This is a genomic window from Colwellia psychrerythraea (assembly GCF_000764225.1).
In the GTDB taxonomy this organism is placed as follows: domain Bacteria; phylum Pseudomonadota; class Gammaproteobacteria; order Enterobacterales; family Alteromonadaceae; genus Colwellia; species Colwellia psychrerythraea_D.
In genome coordinates this window covers 382,391-402,560 of record NZ_JQED01000003.1, presented here as the reverse complement: position 1 = coordinate 402,560, position 20,170 = coordinate 382,391, and the positions used below count along the sequence as shown (strand labels likewise).

The window sequence follows — 20,170 nt, the reverse complement described above, 5'->3', positions numbered from 1 at the left end:
ATATATCGGAAACTACTCAAGATGCATGTTTCAGAGTGCTTGAACCACTTTAATTCAAGGCGCTGCGATGAAAGAATGGTTATTCAGGAGAATATGCTCCTACATTTTCTAATAACACCATCCATGTAGCGCCATTATAAATCACGGCAACAATGAAGTGATGTTGCTCAAGCGCTTCTTCGATGGGCCTAAAATGACTTTATTCGGCGTTAACTAATCAAACCATAGAATAACTATGCTTAAACTTTCGCCTTACCTAAAGTCATGTTAATTCCCACTTAAACCTGCAATTTGAATGGGAACGAGTATAAGTAAGCAAGTATTTTTTACATTAATTATTAGCGGCTTCACGTTGCTCTAAAAAGGCCTTTATTTCATCTCTAGAGCTCAAAATATGGTGCCTTAATACGGCAACAGCTTCATCTACGTCACCTGTTTTACAAAAAGCTAGCAGCTGATTATGTTCAGGGCCTGCTTTTGAAATACCACCAGCCCATAACAAGTGCATTCGAATATACCTATCAGCATTTTTATTTAGCGTGTTGACTAAATCTTGGGTTTGGGGACGATTAGCTGCTGAGTACAAACAGTTATGATAGCGAGAATTAAGCTCGCTCCAAGTATTTGCTGCATTTTCTTTACCAAGCGCTTTATCTAATTGCCCTAAAATTTCACTGGCCTCAGCTAATTTATCGCTGGTTAATCTTGGTAAAGATGCAGCTAATAAATGCCCTTCAAGCATAGCTCGTAATTCAAAAAGCTCTACAACATGTTTGGCATTAAGCTCAGTTACCGTAGCGCCTTTATGTGCTTCAAAGACAACTAACCCTTCACCTTCAAGCTGTAATAATGCTTCTCTTACTGGAATACGGCTGACATTTAATTCAGTCGCTAATGCCGCCTGACGAAGTGATTCGCCAGCTTTCAGCTCACCGCTAAGAATTCTCTCTCTTAGCGTTTCAACCACTAACTGCGTTCTTGTTTTGTATACTATAGTCATAACGTTTGTCCGAACAATATCAGCAACTATTATTAAAGTGCCTGAAGTATAACATCTTTAAAAACGTACTTTACTGTTAAAGTTTTCTAAAAAGGCAGAGAGATACTCGCCTTTTGTTTTAGTTAATTTGAATAAATATCTTAGCTAGCGCTTTAGTCTAGCTATTCAACTATCCAATAAGTTTCTTTCTTTTGACCATTACGTAAATATTTAAAAGTAACTCTGTCACCTTTTTCAAAGGTCGCTAGATGTTTTTTAATTTGTACCGCTGAGGCCAGATCAATAATAGCACGACCGCCGACTTCAAGTAGTATGTCACCGCCAAGTAAAATAGGGCTTCGGCCAATAACGACGCTAAGATTGCCACCTTTAAAGCCGAGTTTATCCGCTAAAGTACCCGGAATCACGTGTTGGATTAACATACCATGCCCAGCCGTATTATTAATTGCATAAGACTGTTTTTTATTGAGTAACAGGGGGATGAAGCCAGAGAATGTTCCAGGATCGCTATCAATAATATGGCGAACGGTATCTACCGAAACAACAAAACCTAAACCGTTGCTGCCACCACTTTTAGATAAGATGTGGCTGACAATACCCACAATTTCACCATTAAGGTTAAACATTGGGCCGCCGGAATTGCCTTGATTGATTGAAGCATCTGTTTGTAACAAACGTGGTACTAGAGTTCTACCCGGAATTGCATTACCGTCACGAATTCCACTTAAATAACCAACTGACAAACTGTGACTAACACCAAATGGAGCACCAATAATAATAACTTGCTCACCTATTTGATAATCGTTCGCTTTCGCTAATTTTAATGGTTTTGCAGTGCTTGGGACTTCTCCTGCCTGAATCATAGCCAAATCAATCAGGGGTTCTACCCATACAACATGGCCAGTAGTTTTAGTGCCATCTGCAAATTCAACTTCAATTGCGGTAGCTTTATCAACTACATGTGCGGCAGTTAATATACGACCTTCACTGCTAACTAATGCACCTGAACCTAATGAATTAGCCGTTTTAGCTTTATAGGCAACTTGACCAACTTTTGGATCAGCTAGTGATTGCACATGTAATTCAACCACAGAAGGGTTGACCTTCTTATATAGTGTTTGAATTGAGTTTTCTTGTACTTGAAATGCTTGGATTGGAGTTCCACAGCCACTTAAGAAGAAAAGACTAAGAAATATTAATACTCTATTCATTGAAAAATCCGCCTATGATGTAATTAACGACAGTGTAACTAAGTGTGATATTTTTATCATTCTTTTTATGTACTTGAATGGGTAAATACTCTGGTTAAGATGGTATAGTAGTGGGGATTATATATACCCAAGCTACTTGAAGCTGCGTGTTTCAGGATGCCTGAGTGATTGATGATCAAGGCGCCTCACTTCATTAATGGTTATTCTCTTAAAAAATGAGGCAACGAAGAGTATAAATTACTCAGGTGTCCCCGTAGGGCTAGTTTAGAAACGCTTTATGCTACGTTATTGATTTCGATAAGAGAACAACCCTTATCCTCAATCAATGCCTTGCCTAAAGGCATTTCTACTGCCAGCTGAAACCAGCATCTACATGTGGTTTGGCTATGAATAGGAAAAGAACATGGAAATTATCGCCACACTGGCGTTATTGTCATTGACTTGGTTACTCTGGCAATTAGTTAAAGCAAAACGATTTACTCGCTTTAAACAACAAATAGACTCAGAATTAAAAGATAAGGTTATCGCTAATATAATTGAAGAATTAGCATTGACTCGCTGTGAACAATTTCCAAACAATGATTGCCATCAAGAAGCAACCATTATTTATTGGACACAATATAAAAGCCGCATATTGCATGCAGCTTTAGCACGCGAAATTATTGACCAACAATGGCTGATAGACACAGGGAATTTACGTAACGCTCAACATTTATTTTTCATTGAGCGTCAATATTTACCCATGCCTAGGCAGGATAAAGTGACTACAAGCTAACGCTAAGCAAGGTTTAATTAATAATATTTTAATTAAACCTTCTTAGAAAACTGTAAATCCCAAACACCATGACCTAATCGTTGACCACGATTTTCAAATTTAGTTAGTGGGCGAGAATCAGGACGCGGCACATAGTCATTTGTTTCAGACAGGTTGCTATAACCTGGGGCACTTTGCATATCTTCTAACATGCATTCTGCATAATTTTCCCAGTCCGTAGCCATATGGAATACGCCACCCACTTTCAATTTTTGCCTGATAGTTTCAACAAATTCAGCAGAGACAATTCGGCGTTTATGGTGCTTTTTCTTATGCCATGGATCAGGAAAGAATAACTGCACAGTTGACAAAGTACCTTCAGGGATACAATCGGCTAAAATCTCTATTGCATCATGTTCATAAACTTTTAGATTACTAACATCTTCTTCTACGGCAGATGAAATACAGGCACCAACGCCTGGTTTATGGACTTCTATACCGATAAAGTTTAACTCTGGCGCTGCTTTAGCCATTTCAACCAAAGATTTACCCATGCCAAAACCAATCTCTAAAACCACAGGATTTTCGTTACCGAATAATGCTTGAGGATCAATAACACCATCACTATGGTTTAAACCCATATTTTTCCAGTGATCGTTAATCGCACGTTCTTGATTTTTTGTTAATCTACCTTCGCGCTTTACAAAGCTACGTACTTTTCGAATGTACTTACCTTCTTGTTCAGCTTGTTCTATGGTTTTGTGTATTTTTTCAGTCATAAGTTTTCTTTATTCAAAAGGTTTATTGGCTATCAGTTTAAGTATCGGCACTTTATAGATAGGTACGATCAATAATGTACCTATCAAAATTAGTTCATTATTCTAAATAAATGGCTTTTAGACAAAGCCTTCCAACTATTAAATGCCTAAGTTTATTTAAGCGCTAAGTAAATTAATCACTGAGTGAATTAAAAATATTTTAGGCAAGGCAAGTAAGCGAAGGAATAGTTATTCATATTTCTAGTTTACTTAACGCCACATAAAGTGTTTTTAAACACTCAGAAATTATTCAGCCCACCAAACATCGTATAAGTCGCTAACAGCTACAGAAGTTGCGCCATTATCTGTCAACCATTTTTCAACGGCGCTACGGTGTTCTTCCGTACAAGAGCCTAATTTTTGGGTACAGATAAGGCCATGCCATAAGGTATCACCTTCGCCGCCAAAGCCTAAACCATTTGGTTGAATAACTTCTGCGAAAAATTTATTGATAAACGCATCAAGCTCTTCACCATTTATGCCGTCTGTTAATTTCCAAGCAACATCGAAGCCTAATTCCTGAAATTCATCAACACGTAATTTTTTACGGATACGGGTACTGCGGTTTTTTGCGTCAATTTTCATTATAAAGCCTTATTTTTTCTTAGTGCTAAGTTGGAACTAAGCTGAGCGAATTTTAAAGGCGGCATTATATACCCGATAACATCAAGATGCGAATTTGCCTATTTGAGCTCAACACATTATTTAGTTACACTGCGCGCTATGAATAATCCTATAGCAATATCAGCCAAATCGGCTGAAAAATTTGGCCAGCAAGTCGTAAGCTGGTATCACCTGCAAGGTAGAAAGCACTTACCTTGGCAACAAGATAAAACCCCATACAGAGTATGGATTTCAGAAATAATGTTGCAACAAACGCAAGTTGCTACTGTTATCCCATACTATCAACGTTTTATGGAAAGCTTTCCGACAATTACCGACTTGGCTAACGCCGATGAAGATGTGGTTTTACATCATTGGACCGGTTTAGGTTATTATGCTCGTGCACGTAATTTACACAAATCAGCGAAAATTATGCTTAATGATTTTGCGGGGAATTTCCCCACTGAGATTGAGCAAGTTATTGCCTTACCTGGCATTGGGCGTTCAACCGCAGGGGCTATTTTAAGTCTGTCTTTAAAACAGTATCACCCTATTTTAGACGGTAATGTAAAACGAGTGCTAGCACGAAGTTACCTTGTTGAAGGTTATAATGGTTTGAGTAAATTCGACAAGGCATTATGGCAATTAAGCGAAACACTAACCCCTGCTATTGAAACTGATAGTTTTAACCAAGCCATGATGGATCTTGGCGCCACTGTTTGTACACGTAGTAAACCAAATTGTGAATTGTGCCCTGTTGAGCAAAGTTGTTTGGCCAAAGCAGGCGAACAACAAATGAATTTTCCACAAAAAAAACCTAAGAAAAAAATCCCTGAAAAACAAACTATCATGGTGATCCCTAGATTGAGAAATGAACGCTGTGATAAAGTTTTAATGGAAAAACGTCCACCTGCGGGTATTTGGGGCGGCTTATGGTGTTTTCATGAAATTGATGAACTGAGCGAAATTGATGACTTAATGACTAATTTGTCACTTAAAGCACTAGACTCTCAAACCTTAACCGAATTTAGGCATACTTTTAGTCACTTTCATTTAGATATCACCCCAGTAATAGTGGATTGCCAGCAACTAGATAACTCAAAAATAAACGAACCTAATCAGCAAAAGTGGTATGATTTACACCAAGGATTGAGTGTCGGCCTAGCAGCCTCCACCCAAAAGCTACTTACTTTGCTTAAAGACTGTTGAGCATGAATGTTTAGATTTGAAGCATTTAAATAAACAATAAAGATCAACAGTCGTACTAATTAACTACTACCTAACAAAGAGAAGAGAATCCATTATGAGTCGCACAGTATTTTGTCAAAATCTTAAAAAAGAAGCAGAAGGTTTAGGTTTCCAGCTCTATCCCGGCGAAATTGGTAAACGCATTTTTGATAACATTTCAAAAGAAGCTTGGGCTGTCTGGCAAAAAAAGCAAACCATGCTAATTAATGAAAAAAAAATGAACATGATGAATGTCGATGACCGCGCTTTTTTAGAAGCAGCGATGGTTGCTTACCTATTTGAAGGTAAAGAACCAGAAATTGAAGGTTATGTACCTCCAAGTGAATAATCACAGTTATCGGCTAAAGCCATTTTACATTGTTTACTTTATAGCTCGTTAACGCTCACAAAAGGGGCACCCAAAACAAACTTGCTGTAAAAAACAGCAAACGAACTCTTTTTATTAAAAACTTTGTAGAAAACAGTTGACGGGATAAAGGAAAAACAGTTTAATACGCCCCGTCTTAACGAGGCAGCGAATTAAAGCCAAGTTAAACATGTAGTGCCCCGATAGCTCAGTTGGTAGAGCAGAGGATTGAAAATCCTCGTGTCCCTGGTTCAAATCCGGGTCGGGGCACCATTTTACAGAAGTGGTGCTCAATAGAAATATTCAGTAATACTTCGGTGCCAGAGTAGATAAGTTAATTCATTCACTTAGATACTGCACACAGTTTTGTGTGCCGACTTAGCTCAGTTGGTAGAGCAACTGACTTGTAATCAGTAGGTCGCCAGTTCGATTCCGGCAGTCGGCACCATTCATAACGAAGCCTCAGCATTTATGTTGAGGCTTTTTTATTGCCCAAAATTTATCAGCTACGATACTGATTGAATCAGTAACTCATTACCGTGCAGCAATTCGATTCCGGCAGTCGGCACCATTCATAACGAAGCCTCAGCATTTATGTTGAGGCTTTTTTATTGCCTAAAATTTATCAGCTACGATACTGATTGAATCAGTAACTCATTAACGTGCAGCAATTCGATTTCGGCAGTCGGCACCATTCATTCAAGCCCTAACCTCGGTTAGGGCTTTTTTATATCTATCGATTGGTTAAATTCTCAATCAATTTTCACTTACACTAATATTTCCTCTACCTTGCATTACTAGTGACTATACACCCGTTTCATTAATTAATCGGTGAACCTTATAGGCACAAAATCCCCCCTGTTTAGCGTAAAACCCAATTAGGGCGAATTGGGTATTAGGGTAAATTAGTTGATAGTGTAAATTTCCGAACAGGGTATTAGCACCAGCGATAGCCGTTAGTTTATAGGATTACCAAAAACATTTGCACTTTTTGCATTAACTCAGAGTGGTTTACCATATAAAAGGCGATACCTAAGAAGTAAAGCCTTTCATAGCTTTTACTCTTTGTCTTTTATCACTGCTACTAGCAAGGCTGGTAAAAACGTTAAACTTAATAATGTTGACACCATAATGCCGCTTAATACAATAACACCAACGCCACGATATAACTCGGTACCTTCGCCAGGGATAAGCACTAATGGCGCTAACCCAAAGATGGTTGTTGCAGTTGACATTAAAATTGGTTTTAATCGTTTTGACACAGCTTGCAGCACTGCTTCTTTAACCTTCATGCCTTGCTCTAATACAAATCGTCGAGTCTGATCGACAATTAATATTGGGTTATTAACCACAGTTCCGAGTAGAATTAAAAAACCTAACATAGTAATCATGTCAAATGGCTGATGATAAGAGTCAATTCCCAGTGAAGATAATATCCCATTAATACCATTTACTGTGATAAGACCAAGTAAACCGCCAGCCATACCTAAAGGTACAGTAGCCAAAATGAAGATTGGATAGCGCCAGTGTGTAAATATTGCCACCAATAACAAATAACTTAGCACTAAAGCGATAATAAAGTTACTAGAAAGTGATGCTTTAGTAGCCTCAAGTTGATCTGCTGCGCCACTGATACTCACTTTAATTCCTTGAGCAATCTTACCATCGCGCCATAGCGCAGGTAATAGCGTTTCTCGTACCATAATCTCAGCGGTTTCTAACGCTACCACTCGTGGTGGAATAATATATACAGTCACTGTTCTATTACCATCGACACGACGAACAGAGTTGCTATTTTGGCTTGGTATTAAATCTGCCAATGAGTTTAACGGTAGAATATTACCATTAGGCGTAACTATCGGTGTTAATGCCAATTGAGCTAAGTTTTGCTCGTTACCAGCACCGCTAAACATAAAGATATCAACTTTATCGTCACCCAGAATAAACTCATCAACATAAGCGCCATCACTCATTGCCGCTACAGCATAACCAAAATCGTTATTATTTATGCCCAATTCAGCCAGTCTCTGCCACCTTGGCTTAATCTCGATCAAGGGCTGATCTAGAGTTAATGAACCAGGCTCAGAATTTATTTGAGGGTTATCAAAAACTTTCTCTGCTTGTTGATAAACGGCGTCTGCAGCTTGGTACAATTCATTGATATCGCTGCCGGCAATATCAACCGCGATAGCTCTTGTGCCACCATCATTGCTTGAAATAATCGAACCACGAGATGAGAATGCACGCATCCCTTCATAACGTCTAAATTTATTAGTAATCGCCGTCATCATGTCGTTTATATTTTCAGGATCAACAGGTGCACTTAAAAACCAAATTCGACCAACAGAAACCGACATAGAGTAATAAGCTAAAGGCGGCATATCCTCTTTTCCAGCGTTATAATCTGCATCATCGGCTAAAACATACCCCTCAAAGTACTTTCGTAGCTCTGCACCAATTTTTTTCATTTCAGACAAGTTATAACTCGGTGGTGCTATCATCATAGAAAAAGCTTTGGGCTCTTCACCTTCAGGTAAGTATTCAGCCGCAGGCATCAACAGGTAGGCAACGCCTAAAATCACCAGAATAATGCTAATGCTTGCTGCTCTAGCCTGAGCTTTGCTTTTAGTAAAAAGCTTAGCTAAACTCAACCACTTTTTAGATAAAGTAAACTGCTTACTTTGTTTTAAGTCCTCTTTTTTTCCTAAGTGTGACAATGCAACAGGCACAACAAATATTGCCACTAACATGGATACAATAATGGCACCAGAAATTGCGATAGCGATATCAGAATAGAGCTGTCCTGCTTCTTGTTGTAAAAACAAAATAGGCGCGAATACTAATACCGTAGTCGCTGTTGAAGCTAATACCGCTGGCCATACTTCGGTAACGCCATTGATAGCAGCTTGTATTTTACTTACGCCATGTCGTTTAGCTTGAACAATAGACTCTAAGACAACTATGGTGTTATCTACTGTCATTCCGATAGCAAATGCAACACCAGCAAGCGAGATAACATTAATGGTTCGACCAAATATCTTCAATGCTAAAAATGCTGCAATGGTACAAATAGGTATGCCTAATACACCTACAAGTGTCGCTTTGCCTGAGCGCAAAAAATAGTACATAACTAGGGTAGCCAGCAAAGCACCAAGCGATAAGTTAATCCACACGTTTTTTAAAGAACTAGCCACGTATTTCACATCGTCACTGGTAAGTTTTAATTCAAGACCATTTTGTGCCAACAGCTGTTTATTAATATCTTCAACCACAGGTAACATGGCTTCTTTAATTGCTAAAACATTAGAGCCACTTTCACGGCGCACTGACATGCTAATTGTGCGTTCGCCATTAAAAAAAGAAAGACCACGGGTTTCAAAATGATCAAGCGTAACCGACGCCACATCCTTGAGTAAGATATTAGCCTTGTCTTTTCTGCTAATGATTAAGTTTTCTAGTTCACTTAACTGCTCAAAGCGCCCAATTACGCGCAAAAGATAGCGACTCTTTCCACTTTCAATATCACCAGCTGAAGTATCCTTATTACGATTTCTAATTGCTGTTCTAAGCTGAGGTAAACTTATGCCTCGTTGAGCAAGTCGTGCTGCATCAACCTTAATTTGTATCTGACGCTGAGCTCCGCCTCTAATTCCAACTTCAGATACGCCAGGAACACTTTCCATACGAGGACGGATAAAGTCATCAGCAAAATCTCTTAGTAGGTCAACATCTAGCGCTAATGGATTACCAGCTTGTGGCTTAAGAGAAAAATACATAAACGCATTACCTGAAAATGAGCTGGAAAACAGTCTTGGCTGGTCAACATTTTCAGGATATGCAGGCACTTGGCTTAAAGCATTATTAACTCGAATTAGTGCGTCATTGGCATCAACGCCAAATGGAAATTCTAGTTGAATACGAGCAGTGCCCATTTCGGCGTAAGACACCATGCGCTTTAAATTGGACAAGCTCCTTAAATAGCGCTCTTGCTCTATTAGAATCTCTTTTTCAACATCTTGTGGTGTTGCACCTGGCCAACCGGTTTGAACAGTGATAGTTCGTACTTCGAGATCCGGTATCATTTGCACGGGAATATTAAACGCAGCGACCAAGCCGAGTATCACACTAATTAAAACAAGTACCGCAATTAATACACCTCGCTTTACTGCTGCAGCAATCATAACCCTTGACCTTTAATTAGCTTTGCATTGACTTTATCACCTGTTTTTAACAGCTCAATACCACTAATGATAATTGATTGCGCTTCGCTCACCCCCGTTATCGCCACCAATGCTCCTTGTTCTTCCACAACCTTGATTAAAATGCGTTTAGCCATATTATCATCAACGGTAAAGACACTTTTACCGCCATCTGGGTGCTGTTTTATCGCTGTTTTCGGTAACCACACAATATGCTGGCCATTTGCAGGTAACTGTATTTCAGCACGTGCAGACATTCCAGCAACTAAAGAGCTCCCTTCAGGTAAGTTGACTAAGCCGGTAAGGGTTCGACTATTCCCTAATGCAACAGCTACCAACCTGTCTAATTTAGCCTCTATGGCTTTATTTTGAACAAAGTCAGGTACTACATTTACCGAAATGTCTTCTTTATCATGCAGTTGGGCGAAGTATTCTTGTGGAATCGCTATATTAAGTCGTAACTTATCCTGCTCAACAAGCGTAAAGACACTCATTTGTGGGGTAACCCATTCACCTAAATTAATATTACGCTTGGCAACAACACCAAAAAATGGTGCATATAACGTATGACGGTCAACAATTTCTTTTTGCTCAGCTAATAATGCACTAACACGATTATATTCCGCGATGGCAATTTCGACGGCCGATTGACGTTCCGCTTTTAAAGTTTCAGCAACCAGTTGTTTTTGAGATAATGACACCATTTCTTGATATAAACGCTCTGCTTCCAACTTCTCCAATTTAGCGGCAGCAACACTGGCCTTAAACTGCTTAAGACTTAACTCAGCCAATTTAGCATCTAATGTAAGCAGTTTTTGCCCTTTATTAACCTTATCCCCAGCTTCAACAAACAGCGCTTCAACGACACCCGACTGCAATGGTGCTAGTTGTGCGTGCTGCTCGGCTTCAACAGTGCCCGTTAGCACTAAAACGTTCTGACTTTGACTCGCTTTAGGCAAGGTAACATCAACATCGACAGTTTTCGCCAAGGTATTGGAGACAACAAGCACTGATAAACAGCAAATAATGAATGAAAATATTTTCAAAATATAAACCACAGGTAAATGATAATTGTTTCCATTAGAATAATGTATCTGCTACAAATTTGCATTAGCTTTAGTTTAGAAAATTTTGGGGAATATTATTAATTTTATAAAATTTACCAAGCATAGCGCAGCAATAAATACTTCAGCTAAAAATTAACTTTCAGTAATTTTTACATAACCAGTAGATTTAATAACGTCTATTGAAAACTTTTACTACATTAAAAACCAGCACAACGATAGTGCATTACACATATTCAACTAGAAGACTTACGCTATACTCAACTATAATTGTTTAAGTTTTTCTGCTAAATATTTTAGGTGAATTAATGAAAATCCTCATCACTCTTTTATTTTTATTTCTATTAGCCGCCTGTAGTAGTGAGCCAAGCACTAAGTTTGATTATAATGAAAAGACCAATTTTTCATTATTTAAAAGCTTTCAATTTGTTGAAAAAACATCCCCTGACCTTGATACAAACCCTGTAATGGATAATCGCATTAAGCAAGCAATTGAGAGTGCTTTAATACGTCAACGCTTCACTGCTCAAGCTGCGAACGCTGACTTGCAAATAAAGTTTCACTTTTCTCAACAAGAAAAAACGAATAATTCGTCTTTTAGCATTGGCTTAGGAGGAACTAAAATTGGCGGTAGTGGCGCAGCGAGTGTTGGTGTAAGTACAAGCGTCCCTATCGACAGTGATGCAACCATCATTACTAAAATTTTTATAGATATCAGCCATAATGGTAAAGCTATCTGGCACGGTACTGATATTTTTGAAGGTAAAGGTGATATGCCTTTTCAAGAAAAAGAGTTAGCAATTACCGCAACAGTAAATCGCTTGTTAGCCAACTTTCCCCCTAAGAAAGCACAGGAATAATAATCTCTGAGTAAAGGTATGGTGATAATAATTATCAACTTCGGTAGTTATTATACCTGTAACACTCTACATGTTGATTCCTCTCTATTTGAATGAATTGTTGATATATACGTTCCCTTTTAGAAAGAGTACTCAAGTTTCAAAAACGTTCTAATATTTTAACGTTACTTAAGCAGAAGATGATCTCACACATAGCCAAATGGCTAATGGAGTAACATAATACTGACAATGATAGAAAGTTAGGGACTCCCATGGCAAAAGTAGTACTAATCACTGGCGCAAGTTCAGGCATAGGTAGGATCACAGCAATTTTATTGGCTCAACATGGCTACATTGTTTACGCCGGCACTCGTAAGCCATCAAAATTTACCATTAAACTTGATAACTTACATGTGTTAGCACTTGATATCACTGACTCTCAAAGCATCAAGCACACAATTGATCTTATACAAGCAGACCATGGCCGCATTGACGTACTAATCAATAATGCAGGTTATGCATTAGTATCAACGGTTGAACAAGCCAGTGAAGAAGAGATGTTCAATCAATTTAATATTAATGTTTTTAGTATTCTTCGTTTATGTAAAGCGGTGACGCCATTGATGAGAGTTAATAGTTCTGGCGTCATCATAAATATTAGCTCCTTTCTAGGGAAAGTCGGTTTACCATTATTTACTTTTTATAACGCCAGTAAGTATGCTGTTGAAGGTATTACCGACTCACTTAGGTATGAACTGGAACCTTTTAATATCCGAGTACATTCTATCATGCCGGGATTTTTTAATACCGACTTTGCTAAAGGTAACTTAATCACTAATGATGCGATACACGATAAAAGTAGCCCCTATTGCGAACTAGCTAGCAATTTACTTCCCGATATATTGGCGCAAATAAATGGCGGCAATGCAGCTAAAGAAGCTGCTGAGCTTATCTTTAAAGTCATTAAAGATGATGCTTCACCTGCACGAACTACCGTTGGAGATAAAGCCAGTAAATTCATTGCTATGCGCCGCGAGCTCAGTGATGAAGATTTCGAACGAAGAGTGAGGGAGTATTACAAGCTTAATGGATAGTTTCTTTTTTAATATTACCGATAGGCGCTATAAAATAACCGAGCTTTTTAAATATCAAAAGCAACATGTTATTCGCGTAGATATATCAAATGGTTTAGTCTTTTTTGATATCTCACTCCTACTTAAAGAGAATAAAACACTTAACCTTAAAAATATCGACCGAATGAACTTTATTGTGTCAGTTGGCCAAGGTAGTTGCCTAATAAAAGATAATTTAACTAAAAGCAGTTTTTCATTAGCTGAGCACTGTACCTATTTATTTGCTTCCTCGAGACAAGATATGGAAATTACCATTGAAGGGGCAAGTAAAGCAGAGATATTTATCCTTTTTGTTAGCGACTTTTTTATCAAACGTTACTTGAGTGATAATGCTTTTGAGCCAATCAACTTTTTATACAAAAAACTGCAAGAAGAAGTCAGTCTTGAGCTCATTCATGAAAACGCAACAGATGCTTTAAGCCTCTACCTGATTGATAAAATTGTCAGTGCCAAACATAGTGAAAAGATGAGTAGCATGATCAGTGAGCACAGAGCCATTGAATATATGATACACAGATTTTCTCTGCTTGATTTGCGAGTGACTACAGAACATACCGCTGAAGAGATAGACATTGCAGCTAAAGCAAAAAGCATCATTTTAAGAGACTTTCAAACGCCCCCTTCTATCATAGAGCTAGCGAGGCTATGTGGCACTAATGATTTCAAACTAAAAAAATTTTTTAAAAAGATATATCAAACAACTATCTATGCCTATATTCAAAAAACTCGTTTAGAAAAAGCAAATTTATTGCTGCGTGAGCACCGGCTGAGTGTTGCTGAAATAGCGAATGAGGTTGGCTACAAGCACCAAGGTCACTTTAGTGCCATCTTTTTTAAAACCTATGGGGTTTACCCAAAAGACTTAAAAAACTCCCTTTAGTGATACCTGAAAATCCCGCTAGTGATAAAAGCCTATAATAATTACTATTCAGGCAAGATAAAATTCACTCAATGATATGACTTACAAGGATACTATGATGACTAAAATTGTTTTGATCACAGGTGCAAGTTCTGGAATGGGTGAGATAACTGCCCGTTTCTTACATGAAAATGGTTATACCGTTTATGCGGGCACGAGAGATAAAAACCTAGCAACACCAGCGATAACAGGTGTGAACAACATTTATCTTGATGTAACTGATACTAAGTCAATGGAAACTGCAGTACAGACAATTATCGCCAAAGAAAATAAGATTGATGTATTAGTCAATAATGCTGGATACGGCCTTGTTTCTAGTGCTGAGGAAGCCACAGACGAAGAGATTTTCCAACAGTTTGATGTGAATGTTTTTGGGTTGATGAAAATGACAAGAACTGTGCTGCCTTATATGCGTGAAGCAAAGTCAGGCATTATTATTAATATCAGCTCTTTTCTTGGTAAAATGGGCTTACCATTGCTTTCCCATTATAATGCCAGTAAGTACGCGGTGGAGGGGTTTGTTGACTCTATTCGCTTTGAGATGATGCCTTTTAACGTCCGAGTTCATTCGATACAGTCTGGTTTATTTGGCACTAATTTTGTTAAAAAGGGCTTAGTTGCCAATACCGGTACAACCAGTGAAAGTTCACCTTATAAAGATCTTGTTGCTCACTTTGTTCCTATTGTTGCAAAAGCAATTAACCAAGGCCCAAGCCCACAACCTATTGCTGATGCAGTCAAAGCCATCATTGAAGATAAAAACGCTGCAATTGCAATACCTGTAGGCAATGAAGCAACGAGTTTCATACCACTAAGAAAAGAATTATCCGATGAAGATTTTGAGGCTAAAATTAAAGAAACCTTTGGTCTTTAATCAGAAATTATAAAGTTAATTTGAGTATAGACTACCTAACCTAGTGGTTAAGTGGTTACTCACCAACAATATTAGTACTGCAGGAAAATGATGATGAGTCAGCCGATTAAAAATTCACTTGGTATTTTTCCAAAGTCATGGAGTGAAGAACATGCTGGAAGAATTCCCGGCAATATTCCTATCTGGGTAGGAATACTTTCAGAACTTACTGAATTTGGTATTTTTTTTGCTGCGTACTTTATAGCAAAGTTTTATTATCCAGAGATTTTTGCTCAAGGCCCTCAAAGTTTACATACTTCATTGGGTGTTACAAATACCATTGTATTATTATCTTCTAGTTACTTTATGGCTAAAGCCATGTCTTTCATCAGGATCAATAACAAAATTAAGTGTGAACGATATTTATGGTTGGCACTAAGCTGTGGTGTGTTGTATTTGATCATCAAAACTTGGGAGTTTCACTGGAATACCTTGCAGGGTTTTAGTGCCAATACCAATGAATTTTTTACTGTTTATTACTATATGACTTTTAATCATTTTATACATGTTGGTTGGGCTTCATGTGCGATTTTGTGGGTAATATTTCGTTTGAGACGTGGTGCTTATTCTTCAGCAGAACATTCAGGTTTAGAAGCGCTGGCCGTGTATTGGCATATGATTGACTTAATGTGGATACTTATTTTCCCATTATTGTATGTACTTAGGTAGGAGATGATAATGAAACATTCAATCAAACTAGAATATTATTTAGCCGCCTTAATTGTAATAACATTACTAAATACCTTCTTAGGCGAAAAGTTTTCTTCAACTACCTTAGTAAGTATATTAATTGCACTAACCGTTACTTATAAAGGTTTTATCGTTATAGATCACTTTATGGAGCTAAAAGGTGCAAATAAAAACTTAAGGTTTTTAATGCGACTCTATTTCGTTATTTTTCCATCACTTATCATAGTGAGTGCTTTTTACTAATCGATAAGCTTTTGAAAAAAAGGCGTAAAACGACTGCAGATGAATCTTTCATTTTAAGGTAACATAGCTACATAAACTTATTATTTATCATAAAGAAATTATATGAATATATTGAAACTTATCTCTGCATGTTTAGTGTTACTAGGGACAACAGTAACCACCTCTGCTATAGCTAGCGAACATGACCATAACCATGCTTCAAGCCGGCAAAACATGCATTTAGATCAAGGAAAAAAATGGTCTATTGATGCAAGCTTACATATTGGCATGACTCAGATTAAAATCTCAATCGAAGAGAATATTTCAGAGATCCACCATAAAAAATTTACTGATGCTCAGTATAAATCACTCGCTGGCAAGGTAGATGCACAGCTCGCTTACTTATTTGAAAACTGTAAACTGCCGAAAGATGCTGATGCACAATTACATATTTTACTGTTTGATATTATGCAAGCTAGCAACAAAATGCAGTCATCTAATAATCCGCGTTCAGGCGCGATTACAATCATAAAAGCTTTACAAAAATACCCGCACTATTTTGAAGATAAGGATTGGCAAGCATTAAAACACTAAAAATGTTTTTATATAAAGATTACATTCAGCAAAAAGTAGCTTTTAAGCTCCTTTTATTGTATTTCACTGTCATAACAGCTTTGCTAAAAATATCACGTGGGATCGACGGTTTTTTTGGGCTTGAACCAATAACGTTCAAGTAACTTTAACGCACTTATAATATAAAAAACCGCAGTACAAATCAGTAACACACGCTGAACTAAAATTTCACTAAAGTTGCTATCCGCTGCCATAGCACTATTTACTATAACCAGTAGTGCAATAAAACCTGAACTGTAATACTTGGCCATTGGCGAGCCAGAAAAAATATGTCTTCCAAAAAAGAGTGCGGTAGCAAGCAATAAAAATAAGTAAAAATTAAATTGCGGTACTGCAACAATCAACCAATAAAAAACACAAGCAAATGCTCCGCCTAACAAAGTAGACAGCAAAGAGTTTTGTCCTGCCAACTTCCCTTCAGCCAAATCAGGCTTAAGGATAAAAAGCGCTGAAAAAACCATCACCAATAAATAGTCACTCAAACCATAGCTGATAAAAATAGCGGCAATGGGGAAAACAACTAAGGTACTTTTCAAAGCCGTAGTCGCAGCAAGCTTTGAATAAGCCTGACTGTACTTAGGCTTTATAGGAAATTGGGTAAAATTAGGGTCCGGAAAAACAAAGTGTGCTAACCAAATCATGACAATAGTTAACCAACTGGAATAAACAAAACCTGCTGAAAAGCCTATTGCTAAACCTTCATTGCTATTAGCAATCATAGGTAATACTAAAATGGCAATCATTGACATTAAGGTAAACCAAAATGAACCACCACGATTTAAATAGTAATACAAATGAAATAACACCAGCGCTAACACAATGAGATAAACGATAGGATATTGTAAAAAAAATAGAGAGAAAACTAATCCTAAAGCAAAGGCCTTTAGCGTACTCATCATATTATTAATACTGGCTTTAACAGATGGTTTAGGCAAGGGCATGGCCAAAATCATCGCGGTGAAAACGGGCATTAAAAAAGCTAACGGCCATTTGATACCATAAGCTAAGCCACAAGAAAGGGTAACACCAAAGGCAAAGCGTAATACACGCATGACGCCTACATCAGAATAAATGCCCTTACTGAGGTCAGCGCCAATATCTGCTGAATGAGCTTTCATTCTAGTAGACATAAGAAAGTATGCTTAAAACTCTAATCCAAAGCCAGCCAAGGCTGTTTACAAACCAATTATCGCCGGTATAAATTTGTACATCAGCCTGCCCACCTAAGCGACGCAGACCTTTAGTACTATCGTCATTAAAGGTGATCATAACAGGAAAACGTTGCGCATCTCTAAGCCAGCCGGTTTTTGATTCAACCGTAGCTAAAGTGCCAACAGCACTGGTGGATGATGTATCAACAGCAAAACCAATACTGCTTATTTTTCCCTGATAGATAGTACCAGGGTTTACATCTAAAGCTATTTCAACTGAGTTACCTACCGCTAAATTGGCTAAATTATTCTCACGTAAATTTACTTGAACCCAAGCATTATTACCTTCAATGAAGGTCATAGATGCAGCGCCAGCATTGGCATAAAAGCCGGTATCGATTTGCAGATTCGTAATGCCACCAAAAGAAGGCGCTAGCACAACTGTGCGACTTAAATCTAATTGCGCCTTTTTCAACTGCGCCATAGCAGCTCTAATTCTAGGGTTATCATTGCCTTCTTTACCAAGCGCTTGCTTAGCTTTATCTAAATTTGCCTTCGCACTTATCACTTGTGCTTTACTTTGTTTGATCGCGGCACGGGCTTTATCGCCATCAGAATGGGACAGTACATTTTTCTCTTCCATTTCAAAAACACGCGCGCTTTGTGCATTCACGTGTTCAACATTGGTTTCAGCAACAACTAATTGTGCCTGTGCAGTGACTACCGATGCCATGCCAGCACCAATTTCTTGTCCTGCCAATTCAAGTGCCGCTTCTGCATTTTCGACGGCTAGCTCATAATCACTTGGATCAATTTTAAATAAGATATCACCAGGAGAAACTATTTGGTCTTGTTTTACTAGTACCTCAGTCACCCTGCCTGACACCTGCGGTACAATAGGGATAACATACGTTTGCACCCTTGCTTGATCTGACCAAGGGGCATGTCTGTCAGCAATGATATACCAGACAAAAATTAAGGCTGTTATGATTAACACATACTTAGTGATCTTACGCACAGGATCTGTTGAAGCGTCTTGCGTTTTCACTTCTTGCTCTGCAGTATTTTTGTTTTGCTCAGGCTCTGACATCTTGTATATTCTTCCGTAATAATCTGTTGTTTTAAAATAACATAGCTCTTAGCTTACTATAAATACCTATCGAGACATTTAAGTCATTTTAGGTTTAGATAACCATAATTATTATCATCGTTAATCAATATGTTATTTATCCAAAACACTTGAAAAGGCATATTCAGGGCGCCTGAATAATTGATTTAGTTTGAGTATAAGTGTTTATCACAAATAGTTACTCATCAAAAACATCCATATATTTATCTTTAATTTCAAGTACTCTTGGCAAACACTTTATAAACTCGGGTACTAAAGCAGGATCAAAATGTTTACCAGACTCTTCTTCTAATAATGCGACTGCTTTTTCTACTGGCCATGCACTTTTATAAGGGCGCACTGACGTTAATGCATCAAATACATCTGCAATAGCCACTATACGAGCGCTTAATGGAATATCTTCACCTGCAACACCATTGGGATAACCACTGCCATCGTATTTTTCATGATGATACAGGGCTATTTCACGTGCCATTGTCATCAAATCAGAGTCATGTTCCCCAAGAATTTCTACACCACATTCAACATGTCTTTGCATGATAGTCCACTCTTCTTCATCGAGCTTTCCTGGTTTGAGTAATACCCTATCAGGTATCGCTATTTTTCCAATATCATGCATAGGAGCAGCATTATAGAGTAGCTCAACCCAGTCATCATTCGCCTGAACTTCTTCAGCTAGGAACCTAGAATACCAACTCATTCTTATTACATGTAACCCTGTTTCATTGTCTTTATATTCAGCTGCACAACCTAATCGCTGAATTATTTCTAACCTAGTATTATCGAGCTCTTTGGTACGCTGTTTTACTAATATTTCAAGCTCGCGTTGTTGGTTATATAATGCTAATTGTGCGCGTACACGTGCAAGTACAATGGGTACGCTTATTGGCTTAGTGATATAATCTACTGCACCTAACTCAAACCCTGTTTGCTCATCTTTTGTTTCTGTCTTTGCAGTAACAAAAATCACAGGGATGTTAGCAGTGCTGGGGTTTAGTTTTAATTGCCGACAAACTTCATAGCCATCCATACCTGGCATCATGATATCAAGTAAAATAATGTCAGGCTTATTTTTTGCTGATGCAACTTTGAGTGCTAATTCACCATTAATCGCGGCTTTTACTTTATAAAAAGGCCTTAAGACTCCACTTAATACATCGAGATTATCTGAGTTATCATCTACGATAAGTACTGTCGCTTTATCTCCATCAACTATCTCGTGCTTTGATAATGTCATTTGTACCTCTATTAGTATGCTATTGTTAGCGCACCGAATGATGTTGTGCACTATTGATGAC

The 20,170-nt window shown here is 38.0% G+C and carries 19 protein-coding genes and 2 tRNA genes; 12 read left to right on the top strand and 9 right to left on the bottom strand.

Annotation, left to right across the window (positions count from 1 at the left end; genetic code table 11):
* Positions 1-331: 331 nt before the first annotated feature.
* On the bottom strand, positions 332-1,000 hold the full coding sequence (locus tag ND2E_RS19450) for a GntR family transcriptional regulator (RefSeq protein WP_033092109.1): 669 nt from the start codon (positions 998-1,000) through the stop codon (positions 332-334).
* A gap of 161 nt (positions 1,001-1,161) precedes the next feature.
* Entirely contained in the window at positions 1,162-2,211 is a 1,050-nt protein-coding gene (locus ND2E_RS19455; RefSeq protein ID WP_033092108.1) for a S1C family serine protease, read from the bottom strand.
* A 403-nt stretch (positions 2,212-2,614) separates the two neighbouring features.
* On the opposite strand from ND2E_RS19455, the gene ND2E_RS19460 reads away from it, so the two are divergent.
* Positions 2,615-2,986: a hypothetical protein gene (locus ND2E_RS19460; RefSeq protein WP_033092107.1), complete on the top strand. Its 372-nt coding sequence runs from the start codon at positions 2,615-2,617 to the stop codon at positions 2,984-2,986.
* 32 nt (positions 2,987-3,018) lie between these two features.
* On the opposite strand, the gene trmB is transcribed toward ND2E_RS19460, so the two are convergent.
* Complete coding sequence (gene trmB, locus ND2E_RS19465; RefSeq protein ID WP_033092106.1) at positions 3,019-3,744, bottom strand: tRNA (guanosine(46)-N7)-methyltransferase TrmB; 726 nt, start codon at positions 3,742-3,744, stop codon at positions 3,019-3,021.
* Positions 3,745-4,029: 285 nt separating this feature from the next.
* On the bottom strand, positions 4,030-4,368 hold the full coding sequence (locus tag ND2E_RS19470) for a YggL family protein (RefSeq protein WP_033092105.1): 339 nt from the start codon (positions 4,366-4,368) through the stop codon (positions 4,030-4,032).
* A gap of 138 nt (positions 4,369-4,506) precedes the next feature.
* On the opposite strand from ND2E_RS19470, the gene mutY reads away from it, so the two are divergent.
* The 4 genes from mutY to ND2E_RS19490 all read left to right on the top strand — a co-directional run bounded on the left by mutY (position 4,507) and on the right by ND2E_RS19490 (position 6,428).
* The gene (gene mutY / locus ND2E_RS19475) at positions 4,507-5,595 is read left to right on the top strand and encodes an A/G-specific adenine glycosylase (RefSeq protein ID WP_033092104.1); all 1,089 of its coding nucleotides are present in this window, start codon (positions 4,507-4,509) and stop codon (positions 5,593-5,595) included.
* A gap of 94 nt (positions 5,596-5,689) precedes the next feature.
* On the top strand, positions 5,690-5,962 hold the full coding sequence (locus ND2E_RS19480; protein WP_033092103.1) for an oxidative damage protection protein: 273 nt from the start codon (positions 5,690-5,692) through the stop codon (positions 5,960-5,962).
* A 215-nt stretch (positions 5,963-6,177) separates the two neighbouring features.
* Positions 6,178-6,253, top strand: a tRNA-Phe gene (locus ND2E_RS19485).
* A gap of 99 nt (positions 6,254-6,352) precedes the next feature.
* A tRNA-Thr gene (locus ND2E_RS19490) sits at positions 6,353-6,428 on the top strand.
* A gap of 610 nt (positions 6,429-7,038) precedes the next feature.
* On the opposite strand, the gene ND2E_RS19495 is transcribed toward ND2E_RS19490, so the two are convergent.
* On the bottom strand, positions 7,039-10,161 hold the full coding sequence (locus tag ND2E_RS19495; RefSeq protein ID WP_033092102.1) for an efflux RND transporter permease subunit: 3,123 nt from the start codon (positions 10,159-10,161) through the stop codon (positions 7,039-7,041).
* Complete coding sequence (locus ND2E_RS19500) at positions 10,158-11,225, bottom strand: efflux RND transporter periplasmic adaptor subunit (protein WP_190277792.1); 1,068 nt, start codon at positions 11,223-11,225, stop codon at positions 10,158-10,160. The genes ND2E_RS19495 and ND2E_RS19500 overlap by 4 nt, the downstream gene beginning before the upstream one ends.
* Before the next feature lie 326 nt (positions 11,226-11,551).
* Between ND2E_RS19500 and ND2E_RS19505 the strand changes: the two genes are divergently transcribed.
* The 7 genes from ND2E_RS19505 (at position 11,552) to ND2E_RS0121135 (ending at position 16,553) form a co-directional block, all read left to right on the top strand.
* The gene (locus ND2E_RS19505; protein WP_033092101.1) at positions 11,552-12,103 is read left to right on the top strand and encodes a DUF4136 domain-containing protein; all 552 of its coding nucleotides are present in this window, start codon (positions 11,552-11,554) and stop codon (positions 12,101-12,103) included.
* A 251-nt stretch (positions 12,104-12,354) separates the two neighbouring features.
* Entirely contained in the window at positions 12,355-13,176 is an 822-nt protein-coding gene (locus tag ND2E_RS19510; protein ID WP_052056183.1) for an SDR family oxidoreductase, read from the top strand.
* Positions 13,169-14,095 (top strand): helix-turn-helix transcriptional regulator, encoded by a 927-nt coding sequence (locus ND2E_RS19515; protein ID WP_033092100.1) that lies wholly within the window; start codon positions 13,169-13,171, stop codon positions 14,093-14,095. The genes ND2E_RS19510 and ND2E_RS19515 overlap by 8 nt, the downstream gene beginning before the upstream one ends.
* A 94-nt stretch (positions 14,096-14,189) precedes the next feature.
* Positions 14,190-15,008 carry an SDR family oxidoreductase gene (locus ND2E_RS19520; protein ID WP_223303507.1) on the top strand — a complete coding sequence of 273 codons (819 nt, stop codon included), beginning with the start codon at positions 14,190-14,192 and terminating at the stop codon, positions 15,006-15,008.
* A gap of 93 nt (positions 15,009-15,101) precedes the next feature.
* Complete coding sequence (locus ND2E_RS19525; RefSeq protein ID WP_223303506.1) at positions 15,102-15,716, top strand: cytochrome c oxidase subunit 3 family protein; 615 nt, start codon at positions 15,102-15,104, stop codon at positions 15,714-15,716.
* A gap of 9 nt (positions 15,717-15,725) precedes the next feature.
* Positions 15,726-15,980 carry a cytochrome C oxidase subunit IV family protein gene (locus ND2E_RS19530; RefSeq protein WP_033092097.1) on the top strand — a complete coding sequence of 85 codons (255 nt, stop codon included), beginning with the start codon at positions 15,726-15,728 and terminating at the stop codon, positions 15,978-15,980.
* A gap of 102 nt (positions 15,981-16,082) precedes the next feature.
* Positions 16,083-16,553, top strand: a complete 471-nt coding sequence (locus tag ND2E_RS0121135) for a hypothetical protein (protein ID WP_052056182.1) — start codon at positions 16,083-16,085, stop codon at positions 16,551-16,553.
* Positions 16,554-16,645: 92 nt separating this feature from the next.
* On the opposite strand, the gene ND2E_RS19535 is transcribed toward ND2E_RS0121135, so the two are convergent.
* From ND2E_RS19535 to ND2E_RS19545, 3 genes are all read right to left on the bottom strand, one after another.
* Positions 16,646-17,722, bottom strand: coding sequence for a DUF2955 domain-containing protein (locus ND2E_RS19535; protein WP_223303505.1), 1,077 nt, complete (start codon positions 17,720-17,722; stop codon positions 16,646-16,648).
* Positions 17,712-18,833 carry an HlyD family secretion protein gene (locus ND2E_RS19540; protein ID WP_033092096.1) on the bottom strand — a complete coding sequence of 374 codons (1,122 nt, stop codon included), beginning with the start codon at positions 18,831-18,833 and terminating at the stop codon, positions 17,712-17,714. The genes ND2E_RS19535 and ND2E_RS19540 overlap by 11 nt, the downstream gene beginning before the upstream one ends.
* Before the next feature lie 217 nt (positions 18,834-19,050).
* Positions 19,051-20,109 carry a response regulator gene (locus tag ND2E_RS19545; RefSeq protein ID WP_033092095.1) on the bottom strand — a complete coding sequence of 353 codons (1,059 nt, stop codon included), beginning with the start codon at positions 20,107-20,109 and terminating at the stop codon, positions 19,051-19,053.
* Positions 20,110-20,170: the final 61 nt, after the last annotated feature.